General features: G+C 34.2%; 17 protein-coding genes and 1 pseudogene. 6 read left to right on the top strand and 12 right to left on the bottom strand.

All coding sequences use genetic code 11. The features are described 5' to 3' along the window. Positions 1-351: 351 nt before the first annotated feature. A complete protein-coding gene (locus ACE1MS_RS09515; RefSeq protein WP_197148931.1) occupies positions 352-909 on the top strand; it encodes a hypothetical protein in 558 nt (185 codons plus the stop codon). Between the two features lie 107 nt (positions 910-1,016). Next, positions 1,017-1,199, top strand: a complete 183-nt coding sequence (locus tag ACE1MS_RS09510) for a hypothetical protein (protein ID WP_197148929.1) — start codon at positions 1,017-1,019, stop codon at positions 1,197-1,199. Between the two features lie 481 nt (positions 1,200-1,680). Here the strand turns inward: ACE1MS_RS09510 and ACE1MS_RS09505 are convergent, their stop codons facing one another. The 5 genes from ACE1MS_RS09505 to ACE1MS_RS09485 all read right to left on the bottom strand — a co-directional run bounded on the left by ACE1MS_RS09505 (position 1,681) and on the right by ACE1MS_RS09485 (position 3,224). After that, positions 1,681-2,124: an IS3 family transposase gene (locus tag ACE1MS_RS09505; RefSeq protein ID WP_447402863.1), complete on the bottom strand. Its 444-nt coding sequence runs from the start codon at positions 2,122-2,124 to the stop codon at positions 1,681-1,683. 8 nt (positions 2,125-2,132) lie between these two features. After that, a complete protein-coding gene (locus ACE1MS_RS09500; protein ID WP_012294199.1) occupies positions 2,133-2,318 on the bottom strand; it encodes a hypothetical protein in 186 nt (61 codons plus the stop codon). Between the two features lie 12 nt (positions 2,319-2,330). Further along, a complete protein-coding gene (locus ACE1MS_RS09495) occupies positions 2,331-2,453 on the bottom strand; it encodes a transposase (RefSeq protein ID WP_197148927.1) in 123 nt (40 codons plus the stop codon). Between the two features lie 173 nt (positions 2,454-2,626). Next, complete coding sequence (locus ACE1MS_RS09490; protein WP_197225035.1) at positions 2,627-2,851, bottom strand: hypothetical protein; 225 nt, start codon at positions 2,849-2,851, stop codon at positions 2,627-2,629. A gap of 145 nt (positions 2,852-2,996) precedes the next feature. Next, positions 2,997-3,224 carry a hypothetical protein gene (locus ACE1MS_RS09485; protein WP_197225024.1) on the bottom strand — a complete coding sequence of 76 codons (228 nt, stop codon included), beginning with the start codon at positions 3,222-3,224 and terminating at the stop codon, positions 2,997-2,999. 1,590 nt (positions 3,225-4,814) lie between these two features. On the opposite strand from ACE1MS_RS09485, the gene ACE1MS_RS09480 reads away from it, so the two are divergent. Next, positions 4,815-5,342: a GNAT family N-acetyltransferase gene (locus tag ACE1MS_RS09480; RefSeq protein ID WP_197148914.1), complete on the top strand. Its 528-nt coding sequence runs from the start codon at positions 4,815-4,817 to the stop codon at positions 5,340-5,342. 266 nt (positions 5,343-5,608) lie between these two features. Here ACE1MS_RS09480 and ACE1MS_RS09475 read toward each other — a convergent pair whose 3' ends face one another. Beyond that, the gene (locus ACE1MS_RS09475; RefSeq protein WP_036215091.1) at positions 5,609-5,791 is read right to left on the bottom strand and encodes a hypothetical protein; all 183 of its coding nucleotides are present in this window, start codon (positions 5,789-5,791) and stop codon (positions 5,609-5,611) included. 1,114 nt (positions 5,792-6,905) lie between these two features. Between ACE1MS_RS09475 and ACE1MS_RS09470 the strand changes: the two genes are divergently transcribed. Beyond that, complete coding sequence (locus ACE1MS_RS09470; RefSeq protein WP_080695187.1) at positions 6,906-7,028, top strand: YjcZ family sporulation protein; 123 nt, start codon at positions 6,906-6,908, stop codon at positions 7,026-7,028. Positions 7,029-7,267: 239 nt separating this feature from the next. Here the strand turns inward: ACE1MS_RS09470 and ACE1MS_RS09465 are convergent, their stop codons facing one another. From ACE1MS_RS09465 to ACE1MS_RS09445, 5 genes are all read right to left on the bottom strand, one after another. Next, positions 7,268-7,495 (bottom strand): hypothetical protein, encoded by a 228-nt coding sequence (locus ACE1MS_RS09465; protein WP_012294177.1) that lies wholly within the window; start codon positions 7,493-7,495, stop codon positions 7,268-7,270. A 194-nt stretch (positions 7,496-7,689) separates the two neighbouring features. Next, a complete protein-coding gene (locus tag ACE1MS_RS09460) occupies positions 7,690-7,890 on the bottom strand; it encodes a cold-shock protein (RefSeq protein WP_008175097.1) in 201 nt (66 codons plus the stop codon). A gap of 310 nt (positions 7,891-8,200) precedes the next feature. Further along, on the bottom strand, positions 8,201-8,761 hold the full coding sequence (locus tag ACE1MS_RS09455; RefSeq protein ID WP_099805201.1) for a DUF4256 domain-containing protein: 561 nt from the start codon (positions 8,759-8,761) through the stop codon (positions 8,201-8,203). A 1-nt stretch (position 8,762) separates the two neighbouring features. Further along, positions 8,763-9,071 carry an RNA polymerase alpha subunit C-terminal domain-containing protein gene (locus ACE1MS_RS09450; protein WP_447402862.1) on the bottom strand — a complete coding sequence of 103 codons (309 nt, stop codon included), beginning with the start codon at positions 9,069-9,071 and terminating at the stop codon, positions 8,763-8,765. A 73-nt stretch (positions 9,072-9,144) separates the two neighbouring features. Beyond that, on the bottom strand, positions 9,145-10,575 hold the full coding sequence (locus tag ACE1MS_RS09445) for a hypothetical protein (protein ID WP_036166175.1): 1,431 nt from the start codon (positions 10,573-10,575) through the stop codon (positions 9,145-9,147). Positions 10,576-10,943: 368 nt separating this feature from the next. On the opposite strand from ACE1MS_RS09445, the gene ACE1MS_RS09440 reads away from it, so the two are divergent. Both ACE1MS_RS09440 and ACE1MS_RS09435 read left to right on the top strand, forming a co-directional pair. Beyond that, a complete protein-coding gene (locus ACE1MS_RS09440) occupies positions 10,944-11,108 on the top strand; it encodes a hypothetical protein (protein ID WP_447402861.1) in 165 nt (54 codons plus the stop codon). A gap of 134 nt (positions 11,109-11,242) precedes the next feature. After that, positions 11,243-11,437 (top strand): annotated as a pseudogene (locus ACE1MS_RS09435) (SDR family NAD(P)-dependent oxidoreductase); the annotation flags it as partial. 169 nt (positions 11,438-11,606) lie between these two features. Here the strand turns inward: ACE1MS_RS09435 and ACE1MS_RS09430 are convergent. Continuing rightward, a complete protein-coding gene (locus ACE1MS_RS09430; RefSeq protein ID WP_447402860.1) occupies positions 11,607-14,825 on the bottom strand; it encodes a collagenase in 3,219 nt (1,072 codons plus the stop codon). Positions 14,826-15,009 lie beyond the last annotated feature (184 nt).

Below are 15,009 nucleotides of genomic sequence, written 5' to 3'. Positions count from 1 at the left end.
CTCTTTCCTATGTATTCGCAAACCTTATTATAGCAAGGTTTTGTATGAATGTACAAAGACATGCTTTTTGTTTGATTTCGGGGGTTTTCGGGGGGAATGTGACTTTTTGTGTAACGAGGGTTGGTTTGTTAATCGCTTGTTACAACCCCAAAAACGGAATTAATGGGTGGGATTTTAGTTATTGCGGCCATCACTCTAATTTAGAGAGGATTTTATAGCTGAATCACTCAAAACTATTTAACACAATATTCTAAAAACAAAAATTAATTTTAATTTTTACAATATTCTGGTTGTTATTACAAATTAGTTTTGTTATCCTAATTTTAGGAAATGAAAGGAGGTTTTACTATTATGTACAAAAAAATTATTTTTTTATTTTTTTTAGGTGTCTTTTCTTTTCTATCTCTTTCAAGTACTTTTGTGGAAAAAGCTTCAGCTTCAACTGATATTGCTGAACCAGAGTACATAGAATATGAAGAGGGTATTTTTGTTAACAAAGAATTTTTTGATGAAGAAGGTAATTTAGATGAAGAAGCTGCATGCCTTCTAAAGAAAGCTACCGATAATCCTGGAGGCTTTACTACATTTGCAGTACCTGAAGATGAAAATTGCGTCTTTTGGTATAGTCAAAATTTTGATACTCTACCATATAATTATATCAATGGTTTAATTAATGGATTGCCAATAGCAATTGCATTAACTGACATTAAAGATCCTAGACTTAGTATACCTATTGGCTTAGTAACTGGTTTACTTGAAGCTATTAAAGCTCCAAATGTTTTTTATGGAAGAGTAGAATATTATAATTGTTACTATCCAAATGGTGGTGATTTTAAAAAGGTTATGAAATTAACAAAATATTTTTATGATCCAGGTAGAGCTTACCAATATAAAACATATGTAGGGTAAATTTCTAAAAAAGGCTTTCTCATTGATTGAGGTAGCCTTTTCTTTTTTTTAGTTTAAATGGTAAAATCATTATTAATTACGAATAAATTAATTAGGGGGTACTATTAATGAAAAACTTTATAATTAGCTTTTTAAGTTTAGTAATGGGTTTAACTATAGGTATTCTTATAATTAATAATAATAAACTTGATACAACTAATAGAGTCGTCCTATTATTAATTTTAATTTTAGGAATTGCATTATTGATTATGATACTATATCGTAATTATAAATTTAAATTTGGAAAATAATAAAAAGCCCGTTGCCAATTAAGGTAATGGACTTACCCCTGTCAAGTAGACATTTTTAAAAAGACTAAGCAGCCATCTGATGTCGATATTTTATCGGTGTCAGATGGTTGAGTCATTTTTGAAAGCGTTATAGTTATAAAAATAGATATACTGCTCAACTGCTCGGATCATTTCCTCTTCTGAATGATCTTGTAGAAGATACAAACATTCGCTTTTAAAGTGGAGAAGAAAGATTCAATGCAGGCGTTATCCTGGCAGTTCCCTTTGTGGGAATGGCTACCTATCATGCCGAGCTGTTCAACTGTTTGATGATATTTAAGAGATGTGTATTGAAAGCCTTGATCCGAGTGGATGATGCTTCGATACACATTTCTTTTGGTCGTTAACTCGCTTAATGTGTCCATCACGAGCTGTAAATCATTCCGTTTGCCTACTTGCAAGCCACAATTTCATTGTTGTATAAATCTTGAATGGCAGACAGCTATAGAAAGCCTGTTTTTGTCGGTAAATACGTAATGTCTGTGACGCACACTTCATTCTCTGCACGGTCTTTAAATTGGCGCTCTAACACATTCTCAAATGTACGTGATACTCGATTTTTCCATACGCGACGTTTCTTACGAATAATGGATTGGATGCCTAATTCGCACATCAATCGATACACTTTTTTGTGGTTTACCTTCAATCCTTTATAACGCAAAGCGATTTTTACGCGTGGATAACCATACATTTTATTTGCTTGATGAATGGTTAAAATGTGTTCTTTTAAAAGGATATCATCCTGTTTCCGCAACGATACCTTGCCATTTTTTAACCACTTATAATAGCCAGAACGTTGGATTTTCGCCATCTCAGCCAACCATGTAATCGGATAACGATTCTTCATTTCATCTATTATTTGATAACGATCTGGATAAGTAGGCATTCCTCCATTTACAGATTTGGATATTGCTTTTTTAAATAGTCTACCTGCGCCTTGTAATAGTCGCGTTCTTCTTCTATATCTTTGAAGTGAATCCGTTTGCCTTTTAATGGATTTTTTACGCCTTTCGCCCCTGATCCAGCAGATGGAAGACGGTTAAACGCGTCAATCGACCCTACTTCTTTAAACTTTCTCACCCATACCTTCACTTATGAAACATTACGAATCTCGTATTTTTCCGCAATCTTTTGCATACTTTCTTCTCCCGCCAAATAAGCCTGTACTACTTCTAATTTCAACTCATTTGAATATGTATTATTTTTTCTCGACATCGAAAAATCCCCTTTACGTATAATGTTATCTACAGCGTACTGTAGTTTTTTTAACATTGTCTACCTAAAGGGGATAATATCATAACGGGCTTTTTTCTTTAACATTGTGCAATGATAATCTTCAACCCTTCAAAATCACCACTTGTCAGATTGCCATTATCGAATTTCTCCAACTAAGATTTATTAATCAGTCCTTTACCGACTGCTTGTTTAATGTAATCACGTACAGTAGCTTTTGCAGTTGTGCTTGTGAATTTCATTGTGTCATCATCCTTTGCTATTGGTTTAGTTGTATTGCCTTCCACAGTTAATTGCACTTGGTATTTACTATTAGTTGGAATAATTATTTGACCTTCAATTCTGTACCCCTTCGGCATAATCCAAATTGGCTTAACCACAAAATGGGGATGATCAATATTACCTGTCCAATCTTCACCCCATGCCTAGCTTACGTGCAATAGCAACTACTCGACTTACAATTGCATCTGCAACTTATTTGGAAGAAATAACTTTAATAGGAACATAAAAAAATCTCTTTGTTTTTTATTTCTTAAGAAAACTATAAACTAGTGTAATTATTCCTAAAACAAAAAAAAGTGGAACAAATAAATTGTCGGTAAACGAACTTATTTTAATATCCGGAACTTCTCCGGACATTTTACCTGCAAAAAATCCAGCTTGAACAATGCTAGTTGATAGCATGGTAAACCCACGCTCTATTGTGTAAATCAATCCAGCCATAATTAAAAACGCAACTCCAATTATTCTCAATATAGACACCCCCAATACTTTTTGTGAATATATTACAATTTTTTCTAACAGGACATACTTATTAATTTTACCAAAAAATTATAAAAATACTATTTTACGGTTGCGTTTGATTTGTTTTTCACGCAAAGTATTCAATGTCACTGCTCTTTATTTCCGTTTTTAGCCCCTTCTATTTTAGCTAACCACGTCTTTCCACCATAAACGACTAAGATGGTTTCCGTACCTTTTCATCAAACATCTTCATTCTTCGAGAGATAAGAAGATTTAAACCAAACACGGCTCAATCTTTGTCTGCTAGTCGAATTTCTCAATTAAAATTTGGATGTATGTAAATTGTTTGGAGTCATTTGTGATGATGTAACTCCCTCAGTAACCACGAGTGCTGTCATTGGGATTGAATACTGCAGCACCATTTGACAATTCAAAGCTTTCAACATGCTTCATCGCTCCTAGTATAAATTTAATGTAAAGTATACTTAGAATTACTAAATTTACCAAAACACAAAGAAAAGCCTCGACTCAAATTGAGTACCTAGGCTTTGAAGTTAAAAATTATAATGGTATATATAGTTTTATAGAATAATTACTTTCTATATTATATGTCCACATGTGGCATTGTTATTCTTACAGCTAATTCTACAATTGGCTTTGAAAAAGTACTTGGAATCATCGGACTTGGTAAATCGTCAATATGGTTTGCAAGTCCAAAAGACACTTCTGCCTTTTTTGTAGGGTCCACTCCAAGAATTTCAAAACTTCTGGACTCGCCTGTTGAATTTGCTTAGCGAAAAGTTGACAATCCTCGCAACCACAATGAGTTTTTTCGGAAGTTCTTTATACAATTCAAGAGTTTTATCCTTATCTATTCTTACAATAAAATTATTTAATTTAATGTCCTCCATAAAACACCTCAATTACAATTTCCACTATTTGAGTTAGAGTTTTCTAGTAGTTTATTTCAATCTATCGAGAAAGACTCTTCATTATACAAAAAATCATTTATCACTTTTTCTTTATCCATTCCATTATTTACAAGTGTTTCTTGACTCAAAGAATTTATTTGTAAACCCTAAGATTCATTCGCCTTTGCAAAACTAGGTGAAATAATACTGAGAACCAATGTAAACCAAATTAATCCTATAATACTTTTAATTAAGTTATTTTTCATAATAAATTTCCTCCATTATCTAAATGGCAATTTTTCTAATTCAAGAGTCAATTCACGTCATCTGAGAACACTTTTAATGATGTTCCTAATTTTCCATACTACAAAAGTAATATTTCTTGTGAACATAAGAAAAAACAATTGAAAAAAACTAATTTCGAAATATCAAGTTAATAAATCTTCTTCACATAATTGTAATATTATGATGTGACCTCCTGAGTTTTAGGCTACTTTTTACTACATTGTTTAAAATATCTAATTCTTTCTAATCACCACTAGTCAGTATATCAGGCCCAACCTCAAACTTTCAGAAAACATCTCAAGGCACAGGTTCATATTTTTTCATTAAGGTTTTCTATTAAGCACCTAAACATTGTATGTTTTTGGTTGATTTTGTAGAATGAATGAAAGGGAGGCGAACTAGCTTGGAATTCACAACAGAAAGATTAATAATTAGACCTTTTAAGAATACCGATTTACAGGACGTATTTGCTATTTATAATAATGAAGATACTTGTAAGTTCCTATTACATAATAAATGGACTCATGAAAATATGGAGAAAAAATTCAATAAGAAAGTAGCAAATGGATTACTCTCTAATGAGTCCATGCTAAGTTTGGCAGTTGTATATAAGAACAAAGTAATTGGTGATTTGTCTGTATGGTATACAGATATGAAAGATACAGTTGAAATTGGATATAGCTTTTCTAATGAAGTGGCTGGGAAAGGTTTGGCAACCGAAGCAGTTAGTAGTTTAGTAGGTAAATTATTTGATGTTTTTAATGTACATCGTATACAAGCTAAACTGGATGCACGGAATATCGCTTCACAAAAATTATGTGAACGAATTGGCATGAGAAAAGAAGCCCATTTCACACAAGATTTTTGGAATAAAAATGAGTGGACTGATAGCATTGTATATGGAATGTTAGCCTCTGATTTGAAGGAATAATATATGTTAGGTATTTAATGTGCTAACAGAGGGCTAGCGTCGAATTACCAGGATTTTTTGAAATCCGTATTTTACCATTTACTATTGTTTAGCCCTCCAATTAGATACATATTAATAAGCATCCAAATTATCATAAGAGGATGCTTGATAAAAAAGATTATTCGGCTTTGATGTTTGCTTCGAAGCTACATCCAATTGAATTAATTCCAACGCCGTTACTGAATAATGTATTGTCATCGCCTAAGCAAATACATTGCCCCCTTCCCTTATTTTTTTATATTTATTTTGTAATCTGAAATAAAGAAAAAGAGTGAAAGTCCTAGTAAAATAACGGGAAGGAAAAAGAATCCTGCATTATATTTGATGGAATGCTCCATTTTTAAGCCAAACAAATAGATGAATAATGTAAATGAAAAACATAATGATAGTGTCCCTGCTAAACTTTTCATTCAAATCCTCCTTATGTCAATCAGATAACATAAAACTAATTCGTGATGCCAATCAAAGATGACAATTTCAACATGAATAAGACCTTGCCCCTGTCTAGTTATTTTTGTTTTATAGCCCCTTCCATTTAAGCTATCCACTCCTTTCCACCATAAACGACAAAGGTGATTTCTGTACCATTCCTATTAAACACCCTCATTCTTTGAGATAAAAAAGTTTAAATCAAGCACGGCTCATCTCCGTCAGCTAGATGTATACCTCACTATAATTTCAGATTCAGATTTCACGCATGAGCGGAAAGATCAGACATTGGTGGTCTTGAATTTCATTTAACTGATAATTGAATGCCGTAATTATGTAACTGCCATAGTATGCACATATAAAGCCTCGGGGAATAAACGTTGCAACACGTTTGGCAAATAAAGCCTTAACCACCGTTTCATCACCCCCATTGATTATTTTCCGCACACCCTATAATATACTAACAATTACTTAATATTCCAATATTAGGTTAAATAAATCCAATGCGCTACCTTTTGGCATTCTTCATCAGCTTATATTTTAGAGATTCCCCAAATAGAATATAGTCCTATAAAAAATAAATGAGGTGGTTAATCATTAGTGAGCATGGCTACAAAAAGTACAAAATTTATCCAGAATCAGAAAGATATACTGCCGTATTTTTATTGGTTTCTGTATTAGTTTGGGGAATTTATGATCGAGTTACGACGGGGAAGATGGTGGGGGCACCATGGTATATAATCATATCCACTTCTGTATTTAATACCATCATTAGATCATATTATGCAAGAAAAGAAAAAAGGAAAAAACTAATATGTAATGATGGTCCATTTGGATGTAGTCCCTATCAAAAGCAGGTGCTCGTGCGCTTACTTTTTGATTTTGGATTATTCATACAGCTTACAAATGACCGTTATATATAACCACACCCTTCCACTTCATAATTCAAAAAATCCTCCGTTTCCCTTTGTATCCAATTCAATTTCACCTTCATGAATTAAACTTTTAATTTTTTTCTGATGTTCCTATGACATTTATCGCTAATCAACTTGTTAGGCATACATATTATAAAATTACGAAAGGAGGTTTATCATTATGTCTGGATACTATGGTGGTAACGGTGGAGGCTACGGGAATGGTGCAGGATTTGCACTTCTTGTTGTTCTATTCATTCTTCTCATAATCGTTGGAGCTGCTTTCCTGTATAATTCATATTAATATTTTTACAAGGGTTCAACCCATTAATCCGTCCCGTGAAAGCAATAAATCCTCCAATACTGGGAATAACAATCATCCATACACTTATCTTTTTTAGAGTCACTTTCCTTGGGTGACTCTTTTTAATTTTTTCTTCCTTGTCAATAGAGTCAACGACATGATAAAAAACCCCCGTAAAAGTTAGATTGATGTCTAACTTTTACAGGGCAGTTCAAAACAGATGTGGCTTTCGTCATACATTAATCAAATTGTATAGTATGTTGTACGATGGATACCTTATAAACATCTTTCGTATTAATTAATATTGATTGAAAATGTTCAGTTTCTGTAAAGGTATACCAAGGTTTCTCGTTGAACCCATTAAACATTTCTTCTGTAAATGTTTCTTGGCCGATATTAGTTTTGATTTTATATTCCTCTTCACGACTTTCGTTGAAGTGGAACTTCACTGTATATTCATAATCCATGAACCAACACCCCCCATCTATCTTTATCATGGGAAAAATGGTGTGGAAGTAATCAAAAGAAATATAAATGTCATAAAACCCCATGCCATTATAAGTGTTCTTATGTAATCATAGAAAAAAAACCAGGTACTCATTATAAATGAGCGCCTGGTTTTTTATTAGTACCCGATATGGGTATTGAAAGCATGCAAATATTAAAGTTTTACGATGTTTGCAGCTTGTGGTCCACGTTGACCATCTTCGATTGTGAATTCTACTTTTTGGCCTTCTTCAAGTGATTTGAAACCTTCACCTTGGATAGCTGAGAAGTGTGCGAATACGTCTTGTCCGCCTTCTACTTCGATGAATCCAAAACCTTTTTCTGAGTTAAACCATTTTACTGTACCTTGTGTCATTTGAATGACCTCCATTAATTGTATTAAATAAAATCTTACATCTCTAAAGAAAAAATTCACATATTGCAAAAAGTATCCAAAAAACACGATTACTCTTTGTAATATGTGAATTCATTGTTTCTTTACGACTACGACCGATTTTATTAATATCATTGTATAATAAAAAACCATATTTGTCTAGTACTAAGTAAAAAAATCCATTATCAATTTTTTTTGCTCGTTACATGTTTGCATGTACTTATAAAAAAATCTCAGGCAATCAAGTAATTTGATTACCTAGAGATCATTGTTTTTTCATTATCATTTTTACTTAAACCTTTAGTGATCCTCGAAAACCTCTAGCAGCATAGTAAGAATCTGCCCCATTATGATATACGAAGATGGTGTCGTAGCGACGATCACAGAAGATGGCACCGCCCAGCTTACGGATTTTTTCAGGGGTTTGAATCCAGCTAGATGTTTTTAGATCAAATTTACCTAGTTGCTGTAACTCCCGATATTGCTCTTCCGTTAAAAGCTCTATTCCCATTTCTGTAGCCATATCCATGGCGGTCGTTTCTGGTTTATGATTTTTTCTTGCTTCCCATGCTTCTCGGTCATAACATACACTTCTGCGACCTTTTGGACTTTCTGCCGAACAATCATAAAAGATATATTCATCTGTCTCTGGATGATAGTGCACAACATCCGGTTCTCCCCCAGTTGCTTCCATTTCATGGAGCGACCACAGTTTGTCCAAATTAGCCTCCAGTTTAGCCTGGACATTTGTCCACTCAAGGTCTTCGTGACGATTCATATTTTTTTCAAATCGAGCTTGCAATGTTTGCAATAGTTCCTCGCGTTGTTCAACGGATAATTCTTTATTTGTCATTTTAGTTTTCTCCCTCACTCGTAAATGATAATCCCTCTTCTTTCAATGAAGCTCTCAACATAGGTACAGACGCTGGTCCAATTCCATGAATTTTTAATAGGTCTTTTTCGGTGTATTTGGATAGTGCATGTAAGGGATCAATCCCCTCGTGAACTAAGGCATTTCTTGCAGGAGCACTCAGCTTTGAAAGGAAGCCACTCGTAGGCTTATTTTCTTTATCACAGGTCGGGCAGCTGGGACAGTCCGTGCTTTTGTAAAAACTATGTCCTTTTTCGCAAAACCGTAAACGTTCTTCTGCTTTCACTATCATCCCTCCAGCATACATGCTATTAGTTTATAGTATCATATTTCACTTGTCGGAATGATAAGAAGAACCGTACTATTTAAAACGTTTGTAATTGGTTATCGGTTAAATTTTGTGCTCCCATATATTGAATTTTTGGTTCTCCATCCACATATTTAACTACCGCATATCTTTGTATATCTGGCTTTAGCCATACCCGAGCATCCATTGGCCAACTTGCAATGTCCTTCTTAAACATATCCTCAGAAGTGACCATTACATCTTTTGTTAAGGAATATTCTAAGTCATTAAATTCAGAGTCAAGAAATGTTACATAATAGACATCTTTAGATACTTGATAGACATCTTGATAATTACGATGAATGGAATCGAAATAAAAGCCAGTTGGATAGATATAAAACTTACCCAACTCATAAGTTACAATGTCTTGGCTATCTCTCGATGGAAAGTTCATACTATCTATAGCAAGTTCAACACCGAATGCTTCTTTATATTTCGCTTGAACGATAGCTCCATCATAAACCATTTCGCCATTGTCCGAATACTCATGATCAATATTGTACTTCTGGACAACGTCTAACACTAAAGACATGACAATTTTCGGGTCATGATGATTAATGCTCCTCATACTACTAAATTCATCTAATGCTTTAACAATCTCTTTCTTTTTATCCTTCTCAAGTAATTTTTCTTTGCCTACAATAGTATTTACACTCGGTGAAAGAGTTGCAAGGGTTTTTCCAACAATAGTGGCTGGACTAGAAGAATCAAAACCGTAATTTTTCTCAGCAAAATTGCTAATCAGTATGGGACGCTCCTCTCCATCATATCGTGCTAATTCTTCTTCGAACGTAATTCGATCTGTTTCCTCATCATTTAATGTATAAAAGAGATCACCCTCATTATTATGACCGAAATTACCGGACACAACTAATTCCATCTCTGATTTTTTGGAATCCTTTGCGTATACCCATATTTTGTTATTTGCAATACCTTGACTCATTTGATGGGAAAACATTTTAAGGAAAGTACGCCCATCCTTCCCCTTTACTAAAGAAACATTCATGTCACAAGCCGAACATACCAATTTATCAATTTCACTTGAAAAAGATAGCAACGCATTTTCTCCATTTGCATGTCCTGTCCAAATTTCTTGTATATAATTATCTTTATTACGATGAGGATAAGCGGATAGTGGGTAGTCAGCTCCTTTCATGAATGTATAAACCTCGTTAACACCATCATTATCAAAATCGACTAATTCCGCATATAAAACTCCTCGATCATGCTCATTGTCTGCAAAAGTATGCATGTCATATGTAAAACCTAAAGTTTCCACTGCTTCAGATAGTTTTTCATATAATTGACGATTGACCACTTGCTTCTCTTGATCATTTGTTACTATTTTTTCAGCATCCTTAGCTGTGACAGTAGGTGTCTCCTTTACTCCATTAGAACATCCATACATTAATACAACTAAAAATAATAATAATAAATAATTTTTCTTCATTTAAAGCTACAACCTTTCAATACCTTAATAATATCTATATCAATTTCCTATATTTACTACTTTATACCAATATAACGAAGCTGTATCTAGTAAAATTTTGATTTTACTTAAACACTATAAGAAAATAACCAAAAGGATGTTTATAAAAAAGAATGTATGATATAGCCCAATCCTTTCTGATTCATTTATAAAGTACCGTTATTTTGCAAAGTAATGCACACGTTTTAATTCTAAAAATTTGGCGCAATGAGCAAGTTGGTAGTCAGTGTTTGCTAGTTACATGGCGCGATGAAAAAGATACTATATATACTGTTCCGTTTAAACGTAACATCATCTACACAATAAAATGAATAAAGGAGCCTGATACGTTGATGTTACGTACGTCCACTCATATGAAAATGCCGTTAGGATTTTGGGAGGGGCTCCGTCAATTAGGGGTAGCCCCTCACGATGTTATTCAAAAAGCACAACTACCTATCGCATTGATGACTGAACCAACTGTTTCTTTAGCACAATATTACGGAATTTGGTAGGCTTTTGCTGATCTTATTGACAACATGGCCGAAGGAATCATTAAACTGGCAACTAGCTTTGATAGCAATCATTTCCCGCCTACTGTTTTAACGGCCTACCATGCTCGTGATTATCGTGATGCTCTTAAGAGAATGCTAATTTAGAGATGAGCTTTCCAGAGAAAGAAAAAAAATTTATGAAGACTAATCTCCCTCAATCGGAAATACAGAGATTTATCAAACCAATTGAAATCGGGAGAATTACTACATTTATTTGTAGTCCCTATGCTTCCGCATTCAAAGGCTCTCCAATTCGTATGGATGGAGGGATGATACCGACAATCTTTTAACATTTAGAGCTTGTAAACGTAAGGCCGATGATTGCCACTACAGCGAGTCGAACTGCTTTCCATCCTTTCATATTGACAAAAGCCATCAAGAGTGAATCCTCTCGATGGCTATTGTCTACCGCTGAACGGGCATATTTTCTATACTACTATTTGCATTTCCTTCCCTTCATTACTGCACTTGTACTGTATATGTTCCGTTCTCATTCTCAAATTTATAAACATATAAATAGTACTTTCCTGGCTCTGCATGTAATTTACCGTTTATCATGTTTCCCTCTTCCTGTCCAAAAGATGCATAATTTTGACTATCTGATTCATGATAAAGCACCCATGTCATACCAATTCGGTTTTCATTTAAAACAGATATATCTAGTTCTTTTGGAGATGTAACATTGAATTCGTAAACATCCGTATGATCATCATCCATTAATCGACCTTTTAATGGTGTATTAAATGGAAGTATAGTGGCTTCTTCTGGACGATTGTTTGGTTCTATCTCAGCTTTTGTATCATTTTGTACTTGAACGGTATATGTCCCATTCTTATTATCAAATTTATAAACATATAAATAATACTTTCCTGGCTCCGCATTAAACTTACCTTTGATTGTATCTCCATCTTCCTGTCCATATGCTACATAGTTTTGCATATCAGATTCATGATAGAGCACCCATGTCATACCAATTTGATTTTCATTTACAACAGAAATATCTAGTTCTTCTGGAGACGTAATGTCAAATTGATAGACATTTGTATCATTATCAATCAAACTACCTTTTAGTGGTTTATTAAATGGAATGATTGTTGCTTGTTCTTGCTCTGTCTGTCCTCCCTTTCGAACAGTTGCAATTGTTTGCCCCTTACTTGCTAGTCCCTTATTATTTTTCACTGTTAATGTCACATTGTAAGTTCCTTCTTTTTCGTATACATGAGTAGGGTTTGCCACTTCACTTGTTGTGCCATCCCCAAAATTCCAAAGATAAGAAACTATTTCTCCATCCTTATCTTTTGTCCCATCACTTTTAAACTGAATATTTTCATGGGTCATGCCTGTATATGGACCATTTATATTTACAATTGGTGCTTGCGTTTCGCCTTCATCTGTAGAAACGCCGTGGAAAACCACATCATACTCAAACTGGTTAGCCGCATTTACACGATAATTGACAAAATACGCTGTCATTGTTTTATAGCCGCTCCACTCTTTTTTAGATAATTGGTCCAGCACTTGGTTTACTTGCTTACTCATCGTTTTCCAATCCTGAGACTCACCCTGTGTGGCACTACCTACGTATGTCCCTTCAAGTGTAAATGTATTAAAAAATTGAGACTGATGCTTGGTCATTTTTGCATCCTGCAATTGTGCCATATCGACAATTTCTTGCTGAACCTCGTTTAATGCTTTTGGTTCATGCTGCATTAAATAATCCTCTGCTACTTGTGGCACCTCATATTTTTCTTGGTTATCGATCAATTGCTGCATATACGCTTGGAATTCCATATTAAGCTGTGAATCTTTACTTAACGACTCACGATAGTCATCATAATTTTTCACATCGTTCGCGCGAATTAAATCTTGAATTCTATCAAACATATCAAATTGATGAGTATACATATAAGACTGTAATGCAAATGAATAGTTATAGAATTCCCAGGAACCATATTTTGCAAACATTGTTTGTTCAGCTGTATAGCGTTGTGACGGATCATGTGACAGCCCACTAATTATGCTCTTACGTGGCACAACATCATTTGTACGTGTTGACCCAGCAAAAAACTCTGCATTTCCTTCCTGGAACCATGTTAATCGCTCATTTTGGTACATATCACCTGTCCCGAATAGACCAGGCACCTCAAATCTGCCTTGTAAAAAGTGCGTATATTCATGTCGGAACAGCTCTTCCAAACTATAAATGCTTTGCTCAGGTGTACGTTCATATGTAAAGAACGTTCCAGTCTCTTCAATATAAATACCACCATTGTTTGTTTCATATCCGTACAATTGACGGTTTAATCGATATTGATCGGGAGAGTTATAAATGACAACTGTTAAGACATCGTCAGCATTACCAGGCTCCAGTGCTTTATCATTCCCGATTACACGATGATACTGTGCTTTTACCTCTTTTGCAGCCCAGTATAATCTTTGAATTTTATCTTCCGTTACTTGATCTCCCGTTTTGAATACAATCGATCCATCATCAAATGTATATGTTTTCGGTAGATACTGTTTTTTTCCTTCTTCACGTACTTTTTGTAAATCCACCGTATTACCATGTAAGTCACGTCCACCATAATTGGTCGTAATTTGCTCTACTGCCACAAAATAAGCTTCACTTAAATAGGGATACATATGCATCGCCTGTGTCACAACTTCTAAACCTTTATCCGGTTTACTATGGAACTGCCCTAAACGCCCTGCATAATAAATGCCATTATTGATTAACCAACTATTGTTATCCGTCACATTATGTATAAGCGCAATGTTATTAACTTCCTCAATAAAGCCATCAATCTTTCCATACCACATCGTTGTATTAGCCTCTTTACGAGTATCATATAAGTACGACTGTAAATCATAATCAATACCCTGTATTAAATCGTAAATAGCTTGTCCTTTTGAATTTTCGGCTTCATATGTAGAAAGATTGTCGTTATATTGTTTTAAAATTTTCGTAGCATATTGAACGGTTTCCACATCACTAGAAGCATTACTTATTAATTTTCCATAAGAAGATACTACTTTATCCTGCTCATCTGTACCAAGTTTAAAGTTCGGATTATTGGCTATTGCTTTTAATGCTGGTAAACACTTATCATGGAAACTTCTCTCATTTAAATAACCTAGTTCATTATTATAAAACGCTACATAAAAAGCAGAACGGAGTACCTCAACAAATGTTTCAATCCCCTTTGAATCATCTTTTGTAAAAGAGCTTCCTCTATTCCCTAACTCATTGATAATTACTTGCATGCGCTCTTCATTTTGATAAAAGGCTTTTGTGTCATCATTGAATTGAAATAAGTCTGTAATTTGGAACCAACGTATATTTCCAAGCGTATGAATAAGCTCCCGATCGCTCATTTTATTTAGCTCTGCCATCGAGTACTGCTCTTGCAATTGCTGTGTATCCATGCGCTCTAAAGTTGGAGCAGGGCGTTGTGAAAAATCTCCAATTTCCAAACGTTCTTCATAGGATAATGTTTCCTCTGCCATAGTGGAATGCACCATTTCATCTTTCGGCATTTCTATGCCAATAGGTTTCATTTGTAATACATTATACGGTGTTTTTTCTGCTGCGGATGCTTCAGCCTGTAACCCACCTAACGAAATGGCCATTGTACTAACCCCAATTAATAACTGATTGAATGTAAATTTTTTCTTCATGTTATATCCTCCTATAGTCCTATTCAGGTTTTTTGGTAATATATTTAATTTTTAGTACTATATTACCTCTATAAAAATAACATATTATGTAAAAATATCAACATAAAATGTTATATTTAGGAATATTTTCTTTCGAATTTTGAACACTAAGACACATTTAGACGGTTTCTTTATAAAAAAAGAA

Source organism: Lysinibacillus sp. fkY74-1 (genome assembly GCF_053165895.1).
The sequence above is the reverse complement of the archived record's forward strand: the minus strand, read 5'-3'. Positions and strand labels throughout refer to the sequence as shown.

Bases quoted from the DNA above. Each gene is read 5' to 3' on its own strand.
- ACE1MS_RS09515 (WP_197148931.1), top strand. From the start codon at position 352: ATGTACAAAAAAATTATTTTTTTATTTTTTTTAGGTGTCTTTTCTTTT.
- ACE1MS_RS09510 (WP_197148929.1), top strand. From the start codon at position 1,017: ATGAAAAACTTTATAATTAGCTTTTTAAGTTTAGTAATGGGTTTAACT.
- ACE1MS_RS09505 (WP_447402863.1), bottom strand. From the start codon at position 2,124: ATGCCTACTTATCCAGATCGTTATCAAATAATAGATGAAATGAAGAAT.
- ACE1MS_RS09495 (WP_197148927.1), bottom strand. From the start codon at position 2,453: ATGTCGAGAAAAAATAATACATATTCAAATGAGTTGAAATTAGAAGTA.
- ACE1MS_RS09475 (WP_036215091.1), bottom strand. From the start codon at position 5,791: ATGAAAAGTTTAGCAGGGACACTATCATTATGTTTTTCATTTACATTA.
- ACE1MS_RS09470 (WP_080695187.1), top strand. From the start codon at position 6,906: ATGTCTGGATACTATGGTGGTAACGGTGGAGGCTACGGGAATGGTGCA.
- ACE1MS_RS09465 (WP_012294177.1), bottom strand. From the start codon at position 7,495: ATGGATTATGAATATACAGTGAAGTTCCACTTCAACGAAAGTCGTGAA.
- ACE1MS_RS09460 (WP_008175097.1), bottom strand. From the start codon at position 7,890: ATGACACAAGGTACAGTAAAATGGTTTAACTCAGAAAAAGGTTTTGGA.
- ACE1MS_RS09455 (WP_099805201.1), bottom strand. From the start codon at position 8,761: ATGACAAATAAAGAATTATCCGTTGAACAACGCGAGGAACTATTGCAA.
- ACE1MS_RS09450 (WP_447402862.1), bottom strand. From the start codon at position 9,071: ATGATAGTGAAAGCAGAAGAACGTTTACGGTTTTGCGAAAAAGGACAT.
- ACE1MS_RS09445 (WP_036166175.1), bottom strand. From the start codon at position 10,575: ATGAAGAAAAATTATTTATTATTATTATTTTTAGTTGTATTAATGTAT.
- ACE1MS_RS09430 (WP_447402860.1), bottom strand. From the start codon at position 14,825: ATGAAGAAAAAATTTACATTCAATCAGTTATTAATTGGGGTTAGTACA.